Annotated in this window: 22 protein-coding genes; 7 read left to right on the top strand and 15 right to left on the bottom strand. The window is 38.8% G+C overall.

The window, feature by feature from the left end; all coding sequences use genetic code 11:
• Nucleotide 1 precedes the first annotated feature (1 nt).
• Nucleotides 2–1,012, top strand: coding sequence for an IS3 family transposase (locus tag CA2015_RS08755; protein ID WP_048640785.1), 1,011 nt, complete (start codon nucleotides 2–4; stop codon nucleotides 1,010–1,012).
• A 270-nt stretch (nucleotides 1,013–1,282) separates the two neighbouring features.
• Here CA2015_RS08755 and CA2015_RS08750 read toward each other — a convergent pair whose 3' ends face one another.
• Nucleotides 1,283–1,627 (bottom strand): hypothetical protein, encoded by a 345-nt coding sequence (locus tag CA2015_RS08750; RefSeq protein ID WP_048641566.1) that lies wholly within the window; start codon nucleotides 1,625–1,627, stop codon nucleotides 1,283–1,285.
• 513 nt (nucleotides 1,628–2,140) lie between these two features.
• Here CA2015_RS08750 and CA2015_RS08745 point away from each other — a divergent pair.
• Together CA2015_RS08745 and CA2015_RS08740 are read left to right on the top strand one after the other, a co-directional pair.
• Nucleotides 2,141–3,277, top strand: coding sequence for an amidohydrolase family protein (locus CA2015_RS08745; protein WP_048641565.1), 1,137 nt, complete (start codon nucleotides 2,141–2,143; stop codon nucleotides 3,275–3,277).
• A gap of 165 nt (nucleotides 3,278–3,442) precedes the next feature.
• The gene (locus CA2015_RS08740) at nucleotides 3,443–5,020 is read left to right on the top strand and encodes a receptor L domain-containing protein (RefSeq protein WP_048641564.1); all 1,578 of its coding nucleotides are present in this window, start codon (nucleotides 3,443–3,445) and stop codon (nucleotides 5,018–5,020) included.
• A gap of 221 nt (nucleotides 5,021–5,241) precedes the next feature.
• Here the strand turns inward: CA2015_RS08740 and CA2015_RS08735 are convergent, their stop codons facing one another.
• From CA2015_RS08735 to CA2015_RS08685, 11 genes are all read right to left on the bottom strand, one after another.
• On the bottom strand, nucleotides 5,242–5,625 hold the full coding sequence (locus CA2015_RS08735) for a hypothetical protein (protein WP_048641563.1): 384 nt from the start codon (nucleotides 5,623–5,625) through the stop codon (nucleotides 5,242–5,244).
• An 82-nt stretch (nucleotides 5,626–5,707) separates the two neighbouring features.
• Entirely contained in the window at nucleotides 5,708–6,250 is a 543-nt protein-coding gene (locus CA2015_RS08730) for an OmpH family outer membrane protein (RefSeq protein WP_048641562.1), read from the bottom strand.
• Between the two features lie 21 nt (nucleotides 6,251–6,271).
• Complete coding sequence (locus tag CA2015_RS08725) at nucleotides 6,272–6,796, bottom strand: OmpH family outer membrane protein (protein ID WP_048641561.1); 525 nt, start codon at nucleotides 6,794–6,796, stop codon at nucleotides 6,272–6,274.
• Nucleotides 6,797–6,798: 2 nt separating this feature from the next.
• Nucleotides 6,799–9,510, bottom strand: coding sequence for a BamA/OMP85 family outer membrane protein (locus CA2015_RS08720; protein WP_048641560.1), 2,712 nt, complete (start codon nucleotides 9,508–9,510; stop codon nucleotides 6,799–6,801).
• Between the two features lie 84 nt (nucleotides 9,511–9,594).
• On the bottom strand, nucleotides 9,595–10,338 hold the full coding sequence (locus CA2015_RS08715) for an isoprenyl transferase (RefSeq protein WP_048641559.1): 744 nt from the start codon (nucleotides 10,336–10,338) through the stop codon (nucleotides 9,595–9,597).
• A gap of 82 nt (nucleotides 10,339–10,420) precedes the next feature.
• Nucleotides 10,421–11,179 carry a type IX secretion system protein PorG gene (gene porG, locus CA2015_RS08710; RefSeq protein ID WP_053086664.1) on the bottom strand — a complete coding sequence of 253 codons (759 nt, stop codon included), beginning with the start codon at nucleotides 11,177–11,179 and terminating at the stop codon, nucleotides 10,421–10,423.
• A 74-nt stretch (nucleotides 11,180–11,253) separates the two neighbouring features.
• Nucleotides 11,254–12,129, bottom strand: coding sequence for an NAD kinase (locus CA2015_RS08705; RefSeq protein ID WP_048641557.1), 876 nt, complete (start codon nucleotides 12,127–12,129; stop codon nucleotides 11,254–11,256).
• Nucleotides 12,130–12,135: 6 nt separating this feature from the next.
• Nucleotides 12,136–12,801, bottom strand: coding sequence for a CBS domain-containing protein (locus CA2015_RS08700; RefSeq protein ID WP_048641556.1), 666 nt, complete (start codon nucleotides 12,799–12,801; stop codon nucleotides 12,136–12,138).
• 135 nt (nucleotides 12,802–12,936) lie between these two features.
• Complete coding sequence (locus CA2015_RS08695; RefSeq protein WP_048641555.1) at nucleotides 12,937–13,527, bottom strand: anthranilate synthase component II; 591 nt, start codon at nucleotides 13,525–13,527, stop codon at nucleotides 12,937–12,939.
• Entirely contained in the window at nucleotides 13,511–14,056 is a 546-nt protein-coding gene (locus tag CA2015_RS08690) for a CvpA family protein (protein WP_048641554.1), read from the bottom strand. The genes CA2015_RS08695 and CA2015_RS08690 overlap by 17 nt, the downstream gene beginning before the upstream one ends.
• Nucleotides 14,057–14,062: 6 nt before the next feature.
• Nucleotides 14,063–14,515: a GatB/YqeY domain-containing protein gene (locus tag CA2015_RS08685; protein ID WP_048641553.1), complete on the bottom strand. Its 453-nt coding sequence runs from the start codon at nucleotides 14,513–14,515 to the stop codon at nucleotides 14,063–14,065.
• Between the two features lie 145 nt (nucleotides 14,516–14,660).
• On the opposite strand from CA2015_RS08685, the gene CA2015_RS08680 reads away from it, so the two are divergent.
• The 3 genes from CA2015_RS08680 to CA2015_RS24830 all read left to right on the top strand — a co-directional run bounded on the left by CA2015_RS08680 (nucleotide 14,661) and on the right by CA2015_RS24830 (nucleotide 16,641).
• A complete protein-coding gene (locus CA2015_RS08680) occupies nucleotides 14,661–15,377 on the top strand; it encodes a pyridoxine 5'-phosphate synthase (RefSeq protein WP_048641552.1) in 717 nt (238 codons plus the stop codon).
• Between the two features lie 13 nt (nucleotides 15,378–15,390).
• Entirely contained in the window at nucleotides 15,391–16,152 is a 762-nt protein-coding gene (locus tag CA2015_RS08675; protein WP_048641551.1) for an alpha/beta fold hydrolase, read from the top strand.
• Between the two features lie 258 nt (nucleotides 16,153–16,410).
• Nucleotides 16,411–16,641 carry a hypothetical protein gene (locus CA2015_RS24830; RefSeq protein WP_157470393.1) on the top strand — a complete coding sequence of 77 codons (231 nt, stop codon included), beginning with the start codon at nucleotides 16,411–16,413 and terminating at the stop codon, nucleotides 16,639–16,641.
• Nucleotides 16,642–17,034: 393 nt separating this feature from the next.
• Here CA2015_RS24830 and CA2015_RS08665 read toward each other — a convergent pair whose 3' ends face one another.
• Nucleotides 17,035–17,256: a DUF2905 domain-containing protein gene (locus CA2015_RS08665; RefSeq protein ID WP_048644440.1), complete on the bottom strand. Its 222-nt coding sequence runs from the start codon at nucleotides 17,254–17,256 to the stop codon at nucleotides 17,035–17,037.
• 24 nt (nucleotides 17,257–17,280) lie between these two features.
• Here CA2015_RS08665 and CA2015_RS08660 point away from each other — a divergent pair, with 24 nt between their 5' ends.
• Entirely contained in the window at nucleotides 17,281–17,994 is a 714-nt protein-coding gene (locus tag CA2015_RS08660; RefSeq protein WP_048641549.1) for an SAM-dependent methyltransferase, read from the top strand.
• A gap of 212 nt (nucleotides 17,995–18,206) precedes the next feature.
• Here CA2015_RS08660 and CA2015_RS08655 read toward each other — a convergent pair whose 3' ends face one another.
• Entirely contained in the window at nucleotides 18,207–19,370 is a 1,164-nt protein-coding gene (locus CA2015_RS08655; protein ID WP_048641548.1) for a 6-bladed beta-propeller, read from the bottom strand.
• Nucleotides 19,367–20,503 carry a 6-bladed beta-propeller gene (locus CA2015_RS08650; protein ID WP_048641547.1) on the bottom strand — a complete coding sequence of 379 codons (1,137 nt, stop codon included), beginning with the start codon at nucleotides 20,501–20,503 and terminating at the stop codon, nucleotides 19,367–19,369. Before CA2015_RS08650 ends, CA2015_RS08655 begins: the two co-directional genes overlap by 4 nt.
• Between the last annotated feature and the right edge of the window lie 739 nt (nucleotides 20,504–21,242).

Here is a 21,242-nt window from a genome sequence, read left to right as displayed (position 1 = left end):
TTTGGCCCAACTTTGTGAATTGTTTGGCAAGAGCAGGCAGGGCTACTATAAAGCTTTAAATTATATTTACCGCGGGGCATTTGAGGAAGAGGTGGTCTTGAGTCTTGTTTTAAAGATCAGAAAGAAGGCCAAAACATCCAGATGGGGGTTGAGAAAGATAAACCCTCTGATTCAGAAAGACCTAATAGGAATGAAAATCAAGATAGGCAGGGATAAACTGTTTGATTTGCTTCGAGTGAACGGGTTATTAGTAACCAAAAGAAAAAGGAAGTTTTTCACTACCCAAAGCCATCATTGGCTTAGGAAGTACCATAACCTGGTAGAAAACATGGTTGTCTACAGGCCCAACCAGTTATGGGTTTCCGATATTACCTACCTTTTACTAAATGGGCAAGTCATGTATCTGTATCTTATTACGGATGCTTATTCCCAGAAAATAGTGGGCTGGAATCTTTCTCTGGATCTGAAGGCTGAATCAGCACTTGAAGCCCTGAAGGTGGCTTTCCAGTCTCAAGAAAACATTAACCATTATTCCCTTGTCCATCATTCGGACCGTGGGGTACAGTACTGCAGTTATGATTACACCGACCTATTGAAAAAGAAGAAAGTTTGGATCAGTATGACGAAGCCCGCTTCACCACATGAAAATGCCATAGCGGAAAGAGTAAATGGAATCCTAAAGGAAGAGTGGCTGGAGGATATTGCAGGAGAAACAAATATCAACCCGAAAAAATACATCATTAAAATTATCAAAATCTATAATGATATGAGACCACACGAGAGTTTAGGAAATCTAACACCTAACCAAGTACATGACGAAGGTTTTACAAGGCATGATACCGAACGCGTTATTGGAAAGAAATATAATTGGAAAAAGAAGACCGAACCTGTCAAGGCCCGGTCTGAAAATAGCAACGCTATCGGACCAAACGACTATTCCTTGGCAAGTTGCTCCTCAGCAGAGCTTGCCTCCGCTTTATCGTGGTACTGTAAGTTAAATGAAACTTCTTAGAAATTAAAACACTTACTATATTTGAAAAACAAAAGTGTCAACCATTTTCAGGACGAGACATCAGGCTGTTTGGAGATTTTAGCATAGCACCGCTATGGTGAAATTGAAAACAGCAACAAAGTGGCTGATTTTAAAGCGATTTCAGCACGTAATAGAATGGCTATTGCATATTCGGGTTAAACCTTTTAAAGCAACAACCCCCATAAATCTCCACGGTTTCAGTACAAACTCAAAAACCCTTAACAAAACCCAAAGGTACTTGACCCCCAATTAATCAAATGTACACTTTGAATCTTCCGTCTTCCATATCACTTTCTTGTTTTTCAGGTCTTCAAGAGTATGACTCTCTTCAATCTTTTCTCCTGAGCAATTGTAACTTTTAAGTGCCCAGTTACATAAAGGACAACAGCTTGCAAAATAAAATACAGTTTCACCTTCATAGGTGGCTTGCCCAATATAATTGTATTCAGAAATATATCCTTCCTTCATGGTATTCAACCAAGGCAAATCATTTATTGGATCACTTACACTACAACTGTTAGCAGGTCCATCAAATACATCACAGGAAAAACAAAATAAAAAACTCAACAAAATCAGGAAGGAATACTTATTCATGGCTTAACACAAAAATTTATACATAGACTTTAAGCCCATACGGTACAAAACAGATTTTTGCTACATTTTATTAATTAAAAAAGGGAAGTATTATAATAAACCCTAAAAATAAGCTCCAGCAAAAAATCAAGATTCAGCATTAGGAGGTAGTTTTAAGCCGGATTAGGTAATAAGATTTCTCCGCGCTGACAATAGTCAGAGGTAAAGTCTTTACCGGGTTTACGGGAAGTGTTGCAATCGCATGAAAATCAAGCTATTTGGAGATTTTAGCATAACCCCACTATGGTGAAATCTCCAAATAGCAAAGTAGTGGCTGATTTTGAAGCAATTTCAGCAGGTAATAGATTATCTATTGCCTGTTTCGGGTTTAACTTTAGCACCTAGCACAATTTAAATTTACTGGATAATCAAGAACTACAGGTTTAGATTACTTTGCAAAAGACCTGGGATACAGCTTGAAGATTGTAAATTAAGTTTTAAATTAAGACCTTCAATTTATTCTTTCCAAGGCCCATGAAAAATCATTTCCGTACAGTTACAGCACTTTCGTTAATTATTGTCCTTTTCAGTTCCTTTTATTCCATGTTATTCTCGCAGGAAATGGATTTTGAATCCTATAACCCACAATCTACCCTTGTGGTCCCTGAAAACCCCGTAACAAGAGCAAAATACCCCTTCGTAGACATACACAGTCACCAATCCAATGTCAACGAAGAACTGGTAGCCAAATTAATCAGAGAAATGGATGAACTGAACATGGCCACCATGGTAAACCTAAGTGGAAAACGATTTTCCAGAAACAGTGATAACAATGGCGCTCAGGAATACATGAAAGCCATGATCCAACAATTCAATGGACAAGCTCCTGGAAGATTTATCGTTTTCACCAACTTATCATTCAATGGTTTTGGAAACAAAGAGTGGAAAGAAAAAGCTGTAGCAGAATTGGAATCAGATGTTAAAAATGGTGCCAATGGATTAAAAATATACAAGAGTTTGGGCCTAAATGTAAAAGATGTCAACGGAAAAAGAGTACCAATCAACCACCCTGATCTGGATGCCATCTGGGCCAAATGTGGGGAATTGGGTATTCCTGTATTGATCCATGCTGCCGACCCTGCCCCCTTTTGGGAACCTATGGATAGCAATAATGAGCGCTGGTTAGAATTAAAATTACGCCCAAACAGAAAAAGAGGGCCTGATAATCCTGCTCCCTTTGAGCAAATCATAGCAGAACAGCATGCAGTTTTCAAAAAGCATAAAAACACCACTTTTATCAATGCACATATGGGTTGGATGGCCAATGACCTGGCAAAGGCAGGTGAACACTTGGACAAATACCCGAATGTGAATTTTGGAATGGCAGCCGTAATCGCTGAATTTGGCCGCCAACCTAGAGCTGCTAAAAAGTTCTTTATCGATTACCAAGACAGAATTCTTTTTGGAAAGGATGCCTATAACAAGGAGGAATTTTACACCTATTTCAGGGTGTTAGAAACCGAGGATGAGTATTTCCCTTACTACAAAAAATACCACGCCTATTGGCGCATGTATGGTTTAGGCCTTCCCGATGAGGTACTCAAGAAAGTCTATTATAAAAATGCGCTACGAATTGTTCCCAATATGGACAAAAGCCTATTCCCGAATTGATCCTTGGGTTAAACGACAACTGCTGAACTTTACAAGTTGTTAATTTCTCCTCGTACTAATAACATTTTTATCGTCAATAAATTACCGAAGTTATTCGTTAATTTTGACTATCTCTTATTTAATCACTAGAACAAGTGTACCATTCTTAAATATCCATTTATTTCCATGGGAAAATACCCTTTCTCTACAGTAATAGCTGTAATAATAATGCTTTCTTTAGGTGTTTCTTGCAAAAAAGATCCTTTACCAGATATCCGTCCCATTGGGAATATTTCTTTGGCCATTGACATAGAAGGCTGTGCTAAATCTAGTCTTTCTTCAGAACGAATAAATAATATTGAATCAATTTGGCTTTCAATTGAGAATGATAATGGAGTTATTGAAGGCTATCCCAAAAAGTTCGAAGATTTTTTGTTTGAGGATTACACTATTAATTTGACAATCAAAGATCTGCCAATAGAAAACTATACGCTTAGCGAATTATTCCTGATGGATAATAATGGTGAAGTGATATATGCTAGCCCAATTATAAATTCTAAACTTTCAGCCATCATAACAAATCCACTTCCTCTCGAATTTGAAACACTAGAAAGCCAAATAGGTACAATTACTACAACAAGTCTATCAACAAGATGCTTTACTCCCGAAGACTTTGGTGTAGAAGAAGCAGAAATTAATTTTAGTGTAGAATCCGCCAATGTTGGTGGAACATTCGAGGGCGATATTGAAATATCAACTCAGAAAGCAATTGATGAATTGGGGGCTTTCTGCTATACAAAAATAAATGGAGGTATAACGATTTCATCAAGTGATGAACAATTAGATTTATCACCCTTTAGATCAATACAGCAAATTGGTTACCTCCTCATATACACAAATCCACAATTAAAAAGTCTCAAAGGTTTTCATAGCCTGAGTTCTTTGGATCACTTAACGATCCACAATAACACTAATTTAACATCATTAGAAGGGTTTTCAAATCTCAAGGAAATTAAAAATAGAGGGTCTTTTACCTCAAATCCAAAAGTAACAAACTTTAAAGGTCTGGAAAATCTTAACTCTGTTAAAAATTTCCTGAGAATTCAAGATAACTACAATTTATCAAGCTTAAACGGGTTAAACAATCTAACAAATTGCGGAACAATTCACATATGGTATAACCCAAAGCTTAGGTCTATTGTTGATTTGGAAAAGTTAACATCTGTAGGTTCAATTGAATTTGGAAGTAACTCAAATTTGGAACCAATTTGGGAGATTTTTAGACCCTTAAAAGAAATCAAAGGCCTAAGCCTTTCAAATATGGAAATAGATAATTTCTTCAATAAATTTCCCGAGGGTTTCAAAATCACTGGATCCATAAACTTAAGTAAAATCCACGGTTTAGAAAGCCTTAATGGTCTTCCAGTTGGAGAAGAGTTACAAGAAGACCTTGCCATTAGAGATATATTAAAATTAGAAAGTCTAGAGGGTCTGGAAAACTTACAGTCTGTAGGAAGAAACCTACTAATAGACTTACACCCAAACCTAACAACCTTAAAAGGCCTGGACAATTTATCCTATGTGGGGGACAGGTTTACAATTAAAGACAATCCCAAACTGGATGATCTATGTGCTTTAAATAAATTGTTTTCTGATAGACTAGCCTACGGCTTTATCATAAATAAAAACGCTTACAATCCAAAGTTAAGTGATTTTAAGAATGGTCGATGCTACAAATATTATTATTTACCTGCCTCAAATTGAAAAAAGTAGTTCTACCAAATAGGTAGTAATTATCACCAAAGCGACTACTTTCTTCAGAGGAATGCAACAAACATATTGGAGATATAAGAATAATCATCTCCTGCAAAGTATAAATTGGATATGTAGCCTTATTTAAAAAGGTCTAAATTTATTGAATTTTAACCCTTATTGAAAGGATTAAACCCGGATTATGTAATAGAATGTCTATTGCATATTTCGGGTTAAAGCACAATCACACCTTTAAGTTTGTTGTTCCTTTTATTGGCATCCTTGCTACTAATAATCAAAGTGTATTTAAGTTTTTTACCTGGTTGGTTGGCACGAAACCTTTCACCTGAAGTATAAACTACGGATTGCCCCGGTTTCATACTAGAGGTCTTGGTATCAAAACTGATCATCTTACCATTTACTTTTAAAAACACGCGGTACTTTCCTGCCGGCACAGCTTCAGGCCCGATATTTTTAATGGCGTATTTGAAAGTCCGATAGCCATTTACTTCAGCATCTAGCATAACCTCCATGGCCTCCATGTCAAAACTAGGCTCTTGCTGAGCCATAAGAGGTGAACAGGCTAAAAAACAGACAATTAAAAATTTCCCAAACATACTTTTTTTAATTAAGTGAATCCAAAAATAAAAAAAGCCCGGTCACAATAGCAACCGGGCCTAGCATTTTTTAAATACTTTCTTAGTTTGCAGCTGGAGCAGCTGGTGCTTCAACGCCTAACTTAGCCAATACAAGATCTGTAAAAGGATCGTTGTCTTTGGTATACAAAAGAACAGGTGCTTGACCAGCAGACTCACTTAAAATATGAGAATAGTTATTTTCTGCTGCTACTGAATTAATAGCATTGTAAACCTTGGTCTGTACAGGCTCCAATAATTCCTGAAGCTTTCGCTGATAGGAAGCTTGTGCATCTTGTTCAAACTTACGGATTTCTTGCTCTAACTTTTGTAACTCTTGCTGCTTAATACCTCTTGCTTCTTCAGTCATTGCGGCTGCACCTTGCTGATATTCCTGCATTTGTCTTTGAAAAGCAGCGCTTTTAGATTGGATCTGTTGACCTAATTGATTGCTATAATCTTTGATATCAGCATCTATTTGCTCCATCTCTGGCATCAGGCTCATAATGTATTCCACATTTGTATACCCTATTTTGACGTCTTGAGCATTTGCTACAAATCCAAAGCAAAAGAGGGCGATTGCTGATAGGAAAATTCTTGCTTTCATAATTGTTAAACTTGGTTAATTTTAATTGTTTTCTTCTAATCCTAATTCTTCTAATATAAAATCTGAGTAATCATGCCTTGGGTCCGTATAGATTATGGACGTTGGACTTGATGCTTTGTCAAATAAAATGGCAATACCATTTCTTTTGGAGACCCGATCAATGGCGTCGTAAATGGTCGATTGCAACGGTTGAAGCAATTCTGCTTGTTTTTGATACAGTTGCCCGTTGTCGCCAAATATCCTATTATTGAAAGCCCTGGCCTCTTTTTGTTTCTCCCTAATTAGTGCCAGTCTTTCCTGGTACATTTCTTCGGTGAGCAAAACCTGCTCTCCTTGAAGGTCACTATACATTTGTTGTATAGCCTCCTCCAAATTTTGTGCCTCTTTTTTCCACTCTGCACTTAGGGCTTCCATTTCCCCCTGAATCTTTTTGTAATCAGGATGCTTGTTGAGAATATATTCTGTATCAACATAGCCTAGTTTCTGACCCATTAGCACAATTGGCAAAAAGGTTAGCAAAAATAACAATTTCAGGGACTTTTCCATAATTATCTGAATTGTTGACCAATTGTAAAGTGGAACATTCCTCCGCTTGGTCCTGGGTTTGGATCACTTGTGGTAGACACACCATCAAAGCCATAACCCCAGTCAATACCTAACAGGCCAAATGCTGGCATAAATATTCTCGCTCCAAAACCGGCCGATTTTTTTAAATCATACGGATTGTAATCTTGATAATTTCCCCAGTTATTTCCTGCCTCTGCAAAACCAAGTAAGAATATAGTTGCTGAAGGATTAGGAGAAACAAGGAAACGAAGCTCCATTACATGCTTGTTATACACTACCCCACCATAAGGCACCGGTGCATTGGGTTGGTTTCTGAATTCCTTACCAGGTGTGATGGATTGATTCTCATACCCTCTTAGGCCAATAATTTCTTGACCCAAAGCAAAGTTCATCATATTCATACCATCACCACCCAACACAAATCGTTCAAGAGGTATAATACCCGTTTTCGTTCCATAAGACCCAAGAAAACCTAGGTGTGTTCTAGCACTCAAGACAAGCTTGGTAGAGCCCAATACTGGTGTATAAAATGAGCCATCAAACATCCACTTATGGTATTCTAAGAATTGGTATTTTTCCTGATCAGAAGATTCACTTGTCAGTTTATTGTTCAGGGCAGCATAAGGAGGAGTAAGTGAAGCACTCAAAGTAATGTTAGACCCAAACCTTGGATAAATGGCCTGATCTAAATTATTCCTAGAAATGGTAGTGTTCAATGCCACACTTTTCGCATTACCTGTATTAAAGCTTAGGCCAAAGTAATTCCCATATTCATCAAAATTATAATTTTGGAATTGAAGGCTATTACTGATTTGGAAATAATCATCTGGCCAAGTAACTCTTTTTGCTAAGCCAATGGATGCACCTGTGATTTTAAAAGATCCTAGTTCTTCACCAAAATTGGTTTGACTGTAAAAGTTTAATTGTCTTTGAACGGAATGGTTGAAGCTAAAGCTTAAAGCATTCGGTTTTTTACCTCCAAACCAAGGCTCAGTAAATGACATACTATAGTTCTGGAAACTTTTACCATTGGCTTGAACCCTTAATGAAAGTTTCTGCCCATCACCAACAGGAAGTGGTCTCCATTTGGAGAAATCTTTGATGTTCTTGATGGAGAAGTTATTGAAAGTAAGTCCTACAGTACCTACAAAACCAAACAATCCACCCCAACCACCGGAAAGCTCAATCTGGTCATTTGGTCTTTCTTCAAGCTGGAAAGTAATGTCAACAGTAGCATTCTCAAAATTAGGACGCATGTCCGGCTCAATGTTTTCAGGGTTGAAGTAACCTATTTGGGACAATTCCCGAATGGTTCTTACCAAGGCTTTTCTATTAAATAATTGTCCTGGAAGGATACGTATTTCCCTCATGACCACGTGGTCACTGGTTCTTTCATTTCCTTCTATAGAGACACTGTTTACCGTTACTTGCGGTCCTTCAAAGATCCTTAATTCTATGTCTATTGAATCCGCTTCTATATTGACCTCCACTGGATCAATGGTAAAAAACAAATAGCCATTGTCTTGGTACAAAGAACTCACATCATCCCCACGTTGTGGGTCATAGTTTAGCCTTTTATCCAGCTTTTCTTTATTGTAGATATCGCCATCAAAAATTCCCAGTTTTGCCTGAAGCTCTTCATCTGTATGAATATAGTTTCCTGAAAACTCGATTTTGCGGTAATAGTATTGCTTGCCTTCCTCAATGTCAATATCTATATTGATACGGCTGTCATCAAAACGGAAAATACTATCTGATAAAATCTCTGCGTCCCTATACCCCTTACTGTTATAAAAGGCGATAAGGGAATTTTTATCATCACGGTAATCACTTTTTACGAATTTGGACCCATTAAAGAAATTGAGTTTAAAATTCTTATTGATATACTCTTTAACCTGATCATCGGTTACAGGATTCCTCTTAACGACTGCATTACCGATATTTTTTGGGTTGGCATTTAGCAAACGAGAGACAACATCTTTGAAAAAATACACCCGAGCATGCTCATGTGTACCTTTCATTTTTTTCTTGAGGCGGTTATCCGCAATATTTTCATTGCCATCAAAGGCGATCTCATTGATACGAACTTTGCTCTTCTTATCTACATCAAACCTAAGTTTAACGCTATTCGGAAGAGTGGTGTCTCTTTCCTGCACCACTTTTACTTCTGTATTCAAGAATCCTTTCCCTACAAAATAATCCCTGATATTCCTTTGGGCTGTATTTAGTACATCGTCTCTTACAACACGACCCCTAATATTTACCTTGTCCTTTAACTCCCCTTCTTGGGTCTTGTTTACTCCCGTGAAGTCAAAGCGACTAAATCGAGGTCTTTCAGTCAAGTCTAAAAGGAGGTAAATGTCATCTCCTTCTATTTTCGTAACAAGGATTTTTACGTCTCCAATAATACCCTGACCCCAAAGTTTTTTCAGGGCACCAGAAATAGCATCTCCCGGAACAGTAATTTGGTCATCAACGCGAAGGCCTGCCAAGGAGATAATGGCAGTTTCATCAAGTGTATTTAAACCCACTGCCTCAATTTCAGCTATCCGATACTTTTTTGGATTGGCATAACTAAGGTCTATAATATTTACCGGCTCCTGACTGGTGTACCGGCTTTGTCCCAATCTGATTTGGGCCTCTGCCACTCCGGTCAATAGCAGCAAGTAAATAATTAATAAATTCTTTTTCATTTCAAACGATAAAATTTAACCCTGGTATTAGTTGTTCCAAGGCGGCAATAATTCTGAAACACAATTCTTTCAGAACAAGTATTGTCAATTAGAGGCCTTTGTTTGGTCTCCTGTTTTTCCAAACCTTCTTTCCCTTTTTTGAAAGGCAAGTATGGCTTCATGCAAATTCTTTTTCCGGAAATCCGGCCAAAGGACCTCTGTGAAATATAATTCTGTATAGGCCAATTGCCATAACATAAAGTTACTGATCCTAATTTCACCACTGGTTCTGATCAGCAGTTCTGGATCTGGTATATCGGCAGTATTCAAATGTTTTCCAATCATATCTTGATTGATAGCATCTGCCGGTAATTCACCGTCAACTACTTTTTTGACAATTTTTATAACAGCCTGTTCTATTTCCCAACGTCCACTATAACTCAAGGCCAGCACTACGGTCATCCCGGTATTGCCCTTGGTTTTTTCTTTTCCCATTTTCAGGTGTTCTTTGCATGATTTGGGCAAACTATCAATATCACCAATTGTTTCCAACCTGATATTGTTTTTCATCATGGTAGGTACCTCATCGGTAATTGCTTCTACCAGAATTCCCATAAGCGCATCTACCTCTTCTTTGGGTCTTGACCAGTTTTCTGTAGAGAAGGCATACAAGGATATGTAATCTACTCCCAATTCTGCTGATCCTTCAATGGCATCCCTTACTGCAGACAGGGCATTTCTATGACCAAATATTCGCATAGCGCCTTTCTTTTGCGCCCAACGCCCATTGCCATCCATTATTATTGCTATATGCCGGGGTATATTGCCCTTGTCAATCACTTCCTTCATTCCAAAATTCTCTGTTGGTTCAATTGATTTACAAAAATGACACTTCTTTTTTAAAAATTCTATCCTGAGGTCAATTATTGTACTAGTAGCACTTGATCTGATGAAAAGAATAGCTGATGGTAAAGCCCAAAAAATAATACCAATCACGGTCAGATTGATTGCCAAAATTTATGCTTGCGGGGTCTAACACTTGATTTCCTGTGCCAGGGTCAATTCTATATCGAGGCAAATATAAGGTCTCATCGCCAATTTTATCCAGATTGTCCGAAAAGGTTGCTTTAGCTCCACCTTCAAAAGAAAGTAAAACACGGTCCTTTAGTTTGTACTTAATGCCTGCCCCAAAGGGAACAATTACAGTACCTACTGCATAGTTTCCAGGAAATGGGTCGGCTTGATAAGATTGGCCCTGACCGTAAAACAATCCATATCCTAGACCAAAAAAGCCAAATGGGGAAAACCTGGTAGTAGACCTGTGGCTCATATAATCCAGAAAATGGAACTCCATTGTTGCGGAAACTTCAGCCATAGTACCTTTAAAAAAGGCATTTCTGGTCATAGCCACCCCATCAATTGGACTTATGCTATCCGCCCCGTTAAGCCGAGATACGGTAAAGCCTGCTCTTAAGCTCCATGCATTGTCAAAATTTCGTCTGCCAAATAACGTTCCTTGAATACCAAGTTGGTTAGGGTCTATAATCCGAAGGATATCTCCGGTATAGGTTCCTGCTCCTAATCCTAATCCTATCTCATGCTGTTGGGCCTTTGCCATTTGGGTAGTTCCCAAACTTAAAATGGCCAAGACAGCCGATAGTGCTAATGTGTAAAACCTGGATTTATTCAAGTCGTTGCAATTTATAAACTACCCAACGAATAAAAAACCCTACTAAGTATAGAGCGGGTTAAATATTGTTAAAACTAGTTTCTCATGTCATATCCCCAGTTCAATTTTTGTCTCAGGGTGTCAAAGAAGCTGTAATTGTGAAACTTAACAAGCTTCGCTACAAATATTTCTTTTTTGATTTTCAGTTCCACTGACGCATCTATAGGCGTAGATCTGGAATCTAAAGATACAAGGAATTTTTCACTCCTTCCCTCTATTTTAAAGGAGATTTCGCTGTCATCAGAAACCACAATTGGTCTGACATTCAGGTTGTGCGGACTTACAGGGGTGATCACAAAGTTTTTGGCAAGGGGTGATATCAAGGGCCCTCCACAACTCAGCGAGTAACCAGTAGAGCCAGTAGGTGTAGATACGATGAGCCCATCTGCCCAATAACTATTAAGGTAATCTCCATCTATATAGGTATGTACGGTGATCATCGAAGAAGTATCTCTTTTGTGAATGGTAAACTCATTCAAGCCAAAGTTAAGCCCTTTAAATAGGGGAACACTTGACTCAAGTCTTACTAAACTCCTGTCTTCCAATGAGTACCGATTTTCCAATAAGTCCTTTACAGCAGCAGCAATGTCTTCTTTGGCTATGGTAGCCAAAAACCCCATTCTCCCTGTATTGATTCCCAAAACAGGCGTTTCATAAGCTCCAATAAGGGAAATGGTGTCCAATAAGGTGCCATCTCCACCAATGGAAATGACCACATCAATTGCCGACAATCCTTCTTTCCCAACCAGCGCAGTTACCTCAGAACTTAGTCCTCCACTCTTTTTAATAGAGTTAAATAAGTTTTTGGTCAACTGTACTTTTGATCCACTTTCTACAAAAGAGCGAATCAATTGGTGAATACAGGTTTGAAATTGGGGGGAAATATTAATACCGTGAAGTAATATGTTCATGTAGGATCAGATATCTAAAAATCTCATCAAGTTGCCCAGACGGTCCTGATCACTACTTATACCATCTTCCTCTTGGTATTGGTCAATAACCCTGTAGCCAAAACGTTCCAGCGTAGCCTTGATGTGCCGAAGCTCAACTTGGTCAATTTTTAGTGTTACTTTGATTTTACTGTCATCAAGGGGGTCATCGGAGATGAAGCTGCTTAGAATTTTTGCGTTTTCGGATTCTACTACCCGGGCTATGTCGTACAGACTATAATCTGTCATAAACATAGATAAGATCAATACCCCACCTTGGGACTGAATCGAGATGCTCTCAGTAAATGCAGAAATAGCTCCCTCTTGCGTAACTACCCCCAAGTACTTTAGCTCTTTGTCTAAAACAGCCACCATACTCACCTGATTTTCAGAAGACACCCTTAAAACTTCATAAATATGACGGTCCTCCTGCACAATACTTGCAGTCCCTATCAAGTCTATGTATTCTATATTCAGTTCAGGGTCATTGAGCTCATAAATGATTTCATCTGTAATAAAACCCTTAAACGCGCCCTTATCTACCACGGGAAGTATGTCCGTCCTGATCTCTTCCATCCAGGAAAGGCCTAACTTTACTTTGTCAGTAAATTTTAGGGGAGGTATAAGGTTGTTTATAAATTCTATCGCCCGCATGTAGCTAAAGGTATTAAAAGGATTCGAAAAATAAAACGAGTTCTAGCCCTCCTTGGTTCAAATAACTAAATTTCTTGTCCTTTTTTTGAGGCAAATAACCCTAATGGACATTTAAAAATACAATAGTCTATAGAATTAACGATGGATTTGTGCTGTTTTTAATTCACTAATAAGATTTATCCAGTTTTGAATAAGTTGTTGTCCGTGCTCGGTAAGGTGGGCTTCCGGATGAAACTGAATCCCTAAAATAGGCAGGTATTTATGAGCAAGTGCCATAATTTCTCCTTTTTCCCCTTCAAGAATTAGCTCCATACAATCCGGAATATTTTCTAGCTCTAAAGAATGATATCGGGTAACATTAAAATGTTCAGGCAAACCCATCAACACTTCATGATTCTTTGTCCTGCAAACAGTAGAAATTTTACCGTGCATGGGCCAGGGACTTCTCACCAAACCTGCCCCGAAAAAAGTACCTAGGGCCTGATGTCCCAGACAAATCCCCAAAACAGGGACTTTGTCATAATAGTGGGCAAGAATTTCCATGAGGTTTCCCGCTTTATCAGGAGTTTCCGGTCCCGGTGAAATAACCAAAGCGGAAAAATCATAAGTTTGTACCTCTTTCAGGCTTACATTGTTCCGCAATACGGTAACCTTTTCACCCGTTCTTCTGAAATAATCAGCCAGAATGTGGGAAAAGGAATCGAAGTTATCAATTAACAATATCACTGGAAGAGCTATTTACAAGTTCCTTGATCGTGGCGATTGCCGTATCAATGATAGGAGTATAATCATCTAGCACAGCCACCATCGTAGGTGCAACAGGGACTATTACCGGATAGATCACCGCGTCTTTTTTCATTTCTGAGGGCACCTGAAATTCAAAGGAATTGGCTACCCATATCAGCAGGCTAATCATGATGCTCCATTTAAAGATACCCAAAATAGCACCAGCAAAGCTGTCAAATGTACCCAATATGGTCAGGTCAAGGGCCTTTTTGACAATATAGGCCAATATTCGGATTGATATCGTTACGGCCAAAAAGATCAAAACAAAGGCCACAAAAGGCAGCATAAAGGTCAGGCTTTCTACCTTATCGGTAAGAAGCTCTGCCCCCCAGTTCATAAAGCGAAATGCTAGAATTATACCCACAAAAAAAGCCAGGATAGACAAAATCCCAATAAAGAGCCCCTGCCGGTAGCCACTAAAGGCCCCTACAGCCAGCATGCCCAATATAATGATGTCTATCGTGCTCAATTTAATTTACGGGTTTAATAAGGCTTTTACTTTTTGAGAAATTGCTTTCCCATCCGCTTTTCCAGCTAATTTCTTTGTCGCCATTCCCATTACTTTTCCCATGTCCTTAGGACCTGCCGCACCGGTTTGACTAATAATCGCTTCTAATTCAGCAGTTAAATCTTCATCACTTAGCTGCTTAGGAAGAAATTCGCTTATCACATCCAGTTCAGTAGCCTCCACTTCGGCAAGGTCTTTCCTACCCTGTTTCTCAAATATCTCTATAGAATCTTTCCTTTGTTTTGCCGCTTTGGTCAGGATTTGTAGCTCTTCAGCATCAGAAAGTCCATTTTCATTTCCTCCCTTGGTTTCTTCAAGCATGATCATGGACTTGATGGCACGTAATCCACGCAACCTGTCTTTGTCCTTGGCTAGCATTGCTTGTTTGATTTCTTTTTCTATGTTGGTTTTTAAGCTCATGACTTATCTTTATTTGACTTGTAAAGTTTAAAACTGATCTATTCCTTGATGGGATGTAAAAATTAAAAACGTCTTATTCTTATCGGTATTTTCGATGTTAACGCAATATATTTAATTTAGCACAAAATTAGCTGATATTTGGAACATGACGAAATTAAGTGTAAACATAAATAAAATTGCCACCCTAAGAAATGCCCGCGGCCATAATAATCCCGATCTGGTCCAGGTAGCTTTGGATGCAGAGCGATTTGGTGCCCAGGGAATAACCGTACACCCTAGACCTGACGAAAGGCATATCAGGTATAACGATGTATTTGCACTAAAAGATCAAGTCAGTACGGAATTTAATATTGAAGGCTACCCTGACAAAAGGTACATGGAGATCATCCGTCTGGCAAAACCAGCACAGGCAACACTTGTGCCGGATCCTCCAGAGGCAATCACTTCCAATACCGGATGGGACACCATCAAGCACAAAGACATGCTCAAAGACCTTATTTCAGAACTTCATAGCTATGGGGTGAGGACTTCTATTTTCATCAATCCAGAATCCAAATATTTTGAACCTGCCAAAGAAACAGGAACAGACAGGGTGGAATTGTACACTGAACCCTATGCCAGTACTTATCACAAAGACAAAGTAAAGGCTGTCGCTCCTTATTTAGAGGTAGCAGCCATCGCCAGAGAACTTGGTTTGGGCTTGAACGCTGGCCATGACCTGGATTTACACAATTTGAAATTTCTAAAAGAGCAAATCCCTTACCTGGATGAGGTATCCATAGGACATGCCCTTATCTGTGATGCCCTGTATTACGGACTGGAAAACACCATACAGATGTACCGCAGACAATTGGAAGTATAAAACCAAACCAACGATGAAATTAAACTTTAGAAAAACTGGCACAGGAAAACCTTTGGTAATCCTGCATGGGCTATTTGGTTCTGCTGACAATTGGATGAGCATTGCAAAAGGGCTGGAGGAGAATTTTACCCTTTACCTACTGGATCAACGTAACCATGGAGATTCCCCACACAGTGATACCTGGAATTACAAAGCAATGGCAAAAGACCTTAAGGAATTTATGGAGGCAGAAGGTTTGGAAAAGGCCAGTTTTCTAGGGCATTCCATGGGAGGTAAAACGGTAATGAAATTTGCTTTGACATATCCTGAGATGGTGAATAAACTTGTGGTGGCTGATATTGCCCCTCGACCTTATCCAGTTCATCATCAAACTATTTTGGAAGGCCTTAATGCGGTGGATATTAAGAACCTCTCCTCCAGAAAAGAAGCGGAAGACAAACTGACCGAATATATCTCTGAACGTGGTGTCCGCCAGTTTCTTTTAAAAAACCTAACCCGAAAAGAAGGTGCTTTTGCTTGGAAAATCAACCTTCCAGTTATTACCAAGCAAATCGAAAATGTAGGCGAGGAAATAACTTCTGACAAGCCTTTTTCCGGTCCCGCACTCTTTATGGGAGGCGCCAATTCTGACTATATCAAAAGCAGTGACAAGGAAGATATAGAGAACTTATTTCCTGACAACCACATTATCCACATCAAAAATACCGGTCACTGGCTACATGCAGAACAGCCCGAAGCGGTAGTGGCTACCTTAAATGCTTTTCTAGGAACCTGATACAGGACGCTTCAATTCTAATAGAATTATTGTCCTTAAAATTAATTATTAGGGAGCATGTACACTGATTTTTCATCATAGGTATTGGCTCCCTTTTTTTGTTCAACCCGGATTATGTAATAGGATTTCTCCGCCCTGACAATGGTCAGGGGTGAAGCCTGTCCCGTGTTTACGGGAAGTGTTGCAATCGCAATAAAATCAGACTGTTTGAAAATTTTAGCATAGCACCGCTATGGTGAAATTGAAAACAGCAACGAAGTGGCTGATTTTAAAGCGGTTTCAGCACGTAATAGATTGTCTATTGCATATTTCGGGTCCAATCCACGTTGGGGTTGGGGAAAAAAGATGATTCGTCCTTTCCACAGGTTTTCACCCGTAGTTATTGTTGGTGAAGCCCAGCAGGCTTCTTTCAGTTCCTCCTTAAATAGCAATACCACATCAAACTTGAAAGAGAGTGGAAAGGAATACATTGTCGTGACCCAGGCCTAAAGGGTCTGAACTATAATAACCGTGAGTTTTACTCACGGACACCTCATCTCACGCTCACACGCAACCCCGGAGGGTTGAACCAATGCATCATAAATGAAAAAATTATATCTTCCTAAAATTGTTTTGGGCTACTTAAACATACTTAATTTTGCCTTGACCGAAGATGTTCAACCCACGCTGGGGTTGCGAAAAAAACTGATTTATACTGTCCGTGGGTAAAACCCGTGGGTTTTACCCACGGACAAGTAACCTTCCTCTCGAGTCTCAACCCCGGATGGGGTTTAACAATACCGAAATTGACTAGTAAAAAATTGTAAGAGGCGCAAAATTTATCCATAAACGCTTTCAATCAAAACGATCCTTTATAGCTTTATCACAAAGTTTCGAATCCCATTACCCCCCAAATTTCCTCCACAAATAGAGCATTAAAGTCAACAACAAACTAAGCAGGATGCTGGTACCCAAGGGAAAATAAAAGGTGAAATTTTCTTTTTTAAACTCCATATCTCCGGGCAAACCCCTAAATCCAGGAAATTTAGGCAGGATCCAAAGCAGCAATCCCGCAATCAGTAACAGCAGTCCGATAAAAATAAGTACTTTTGCTAAAGAAGGCATTCCATTTTCCATAATCCAAAAATAATGAAAGCTAAGGGAATATTATACCTGATACCTAATGTATTGGTACTCGAAACAGGCCAAGACATCATGGCACCTGTGGTCAAAAATGTAATTGCAAATACCTCCCATTACCTGGTGGAAGATTTTAGAACAGTTCGCAGGTATATCAGTAGCCTTAAACTAGGGGTCAAACTGGAAGAGGTGCACCTGGAAAAACTGGATAAGAAAACGCCAGAAATACAGTTAAAAAAATTACTTGCTCCCTTATTAAAAGGGCATGATGTAGGCATTATTTCTGAAGCAGGCTGCCCTGGAATAGCTGACCCTGGCGCCAATGCAGTAGCTTTGGCTCATAAATTAGGCATTAAAGTAGTTCCATTGCCAGGTCCTTCTTCCATGTTTATGGCTTTGATGGGTTCCGGTTTTAATGGGCAATCCTTTACCTTTAATGGTTACTTGCCCATAGACCGAAAAGACAGAGTCCAAGCAATCAAAGAACTGGAAGCAAAATCGATTAGGGAAAACACCACCCAGATGTTTATGGAAACGCCTTTCAGAAACAACCGGATGCTGGAAGATCTATTGGCCAATCTAAGTAGCAATACCTTGCTATGTATTGCAAGCAATATTACGGGTGCTGATGAAATGATCCAAACTAAAAAAGTGGCTGACTGGCGCAAAAAACATCCGGACCTTCATAAAATACCTGCCGTATTTCTGATCCATCATTCTTAAAGAAACCTAAAATTAGATTTTGTCAGTGTTTTTGGAAGTATTGTTGCAGAAAAAAGAGCAATTATACTGACAAAATCATACAATTTGCTTTCACTAAATCTCGGGCTACACCCGTGGCTGTGATATTAAGGCTAAGACTGATGAAATAGCCCTATTTTAAAGGCGAGGCTAGTGATCCAAACTATCCTAAACCAGAATTACCCATTCTCAATTTACTCTTCCTTCAACCTATATTTGACGATAATGGGATTACCGGCATCCAAAAAACCGGTATTAACATTGGGGTTTTGTTTAATAAGATCCTGCCTATGCGGTTCTGAAAGCCCGTTCCATTCTTCGTAGTCCATATAAGCAAAAAACCAATCTTCAGCTCCATAAATGGGACCTTGTAAATTCACGCTTCCCAACCAATTTACTGACAATGGAAAATGAGATAGTGCGGCTGTGCTTTTCTTAAAATAGGAAACATAAGTTTGGTCTTCAGAATTGGCATAGCCGGCTTTACTTCTGGTCCATTGAAAGCTCAGGTACTCCTCATTTTCAACAAGATTTGCGGCATTAAAAACATATGGGTTTTCCATTATGTACTTCCGCATGTCCATTAAAGGAAGTTTCTTTATTTCTTTGGTCAAGCGGTCTGAGCCAAAATTCAAAATATATTCAGCCTCTATTTTTTTTTCAGAGATTTTGAAAATGGTGTCTGTCCAAGCATGGAGAAACCTAACATTGCCTGCATGTCCAGAAAATTCTATGGGAACTTGATAAGCGTCTGTACTTCCTATATCCGACACCCCCTGAATGGAAATGGTAGCATCCCTATTGTCAAACACCCTGATAAAGTCCGTTTCTTCAGATCCAAAAGACCTGCCATCCATATGATAAGCTGTAAGGTCTTGATTAATGGGGAAAAAATTAACAATTTGTTCCTCAAACGGGATTGCTTTTTCTTCCTTAAAGTTGCCTTCCAAATCGAATACAAGGACTTTCTTTTGAATGATATCCAATATCTGTAGCGATTCATTGAACAAGTTTAAGTCAAATGGTTTGGAAAATTCTCCCTCCCCTTCACCAAGCCTATTTATATTAAACAAGAAATTTCCAGCGGTGGAAAAACACAAGACACTTTTTGTAATCTCCTTGTCAAGTAGGTATATTTTATCCTTTTCAACAATTATTTTGTCAATGGCTCCTATCAATGACCTATCATTTAATTCCAGGGGTATAAGCTCGGATTTGCTAAAACCATAGGCCGGTTGTATTTCCTCCATTGCAATGTGTAGCTCCAGGGGACCTGTCAAAACTTCCTTTTTAACCGACTCCTTACAGGAAACGACAAAAAGCAGTACGGCAAAAGCATGGAATATTCTCCTTTTCATAAATTCTCTTTTAATGCTACATGCAATATAACAGGATAATCAAAATCTCCTTCCGGCAAACCATCTAAAGAGAATATTTCGGGGTATTCCTGGGCATGCTTTTCTAAAATAGATCGGTAGGTCAGGAAGAGTACTTGTTCTTTTTTATTAATACCAATAGGGTAAAAGAATACCATATCATCGTCCCTATCTGCTTTTAGTTTATAAATATTTTGGTCCTTTTTAAACAAAATGTGTTTGGACATAGACCTTCCTTTTTGTGCTACGATGTCTATTACCATCAAATTTCCTTGTTGGAAAACACCCTTGAAAGTGGCAAATCCATTTTCATTGATCTCTCCGAAGCTATCCATAAGATCCACCTCCCAAAAATTGGATGGTAAGTCATAGGTACCAAAGTCAGCATGGAGTACTTGGGTAAGACTATCAGCCTTATACAGGTAGAAATTTGGGTTGAATATTTCAAGCATAAAAACCCCCTTATCAGATGGGAAAAAATTCCGTTCCATCATGGGCAGCATTACGTTCTCATAATCGTTTTCCAAATAGCGGTGCTGAATATTCCCTTCAGCATCTGTTTGAATCACCCTATGCGTTACAAATGGCAGATTATACCCTCCTTGAAATAGAAAACCTCCCCCTTCTAATCTAATAAAAGAATTCGCGCTATAAGCCAATTCAAATGCTTCACTTAAATTTCCATCCTTTGAAATTTTGTATACATTGGCTTTGTCTGCAATAGGAGAAAGCACCAGTACCTCCTCTCCTTTTCCAAACTCAAAGTCCCTCAGGGATCGGATGGTTCCAGGGCCTTCACCTACCTGGGCAATAGCACTAAGGTAACTTCCTTTCCGGTCAAATAAGTGAAGCTTATCCGTTTTGTTTTCATCCATTACCGCTATGAAATTTTCAGAAAATTTTACTCGAAGGTCCATACCCATAAGGTTGTCTTCAGTTGTTTCCAGCCGAATCATTTCCTCAACCGTAAAATCCTGAAAAGATAGCGTGGGATAATCGTCAGGTGCAATTGAAATATATAATGTATTTTCTTCGGAAGCAGGTTCTGAACAAGCCATGAAGGAAAAAATGAAAACTATTTGAATTGAAAATAAAATATGGTTGTGGTTTTTCATGTGCTTGGGTTTTATGTTTAAATTATCCTGACCTACCCACTATTCAAAACCCCTCAAATTATCAAACCCGGATTATGTAATAGAATTTCTCCGCCCTGACAATGGTCAGGGGTGATAGCCTGTCCCGTGTTTACGGGAAGTGTTGCAATCGGAAGAAAATCAGGCTGTTTGGAGATTTTAGCATAGCACCGCTATGGTGAAATTGAAAACAGCAACGAAGTGGCTGATTTTAAAGCGATTTCAGCACGTAATAGAATGTCTATTGCATATTTCGGGTTAAAAGTTATTGCCTACATCGGATAAGATAACAAGAGGTTTATCATCCTAAATGCATTGAAAATTGAGAAAGTCAGGACTAAATATATATAATTAAAAACATAGTTGCAAACACCTGTCTATATTTGTAGTTTATGAAGTAATTAAGTCAAGAGGATCGACGTCGAGAAAAAAGTGATTTGATTTCAATTGAACTTTGAAAGTTCACTTTACAGAGGTTTAATTAGTAGCAGCTTTTGCAAAGTTTATACTTATCAGCACAGTGCAGGATAGAAGTGGAAGGAATACTAGGTAAGTTTATTGTTAAATATAAAGTTAGCTTCGACCCTAAAAAGTTGATTTCTTGTCCTATAATAGGATAGATTTAGCAAAGGCTAGAAAAAATTAATGGGATGTACCCACCATATTTTGGGTTTATCCAATGGGACTAAACCTTATGATGCTTATATTTAGAAAATGGAGC

It is taken from the genome of Cyclobacterium amurskyense (assembly GCF_001050135.1).
In the GTDB taxonomy this organism is placed as follows: domain Bacteria; phylum Bacteroidota; class Bacteroidia; order Cytophagales; family Cyclobacteriaceae; genus Cyclobacterium; species Cyclobacterium amurskyense.
The sequence above is the reverse complement of the archived record's forward strand: the minus strand, read 5'-3'. Positions and strand labels throughout refer to the sequence as shown.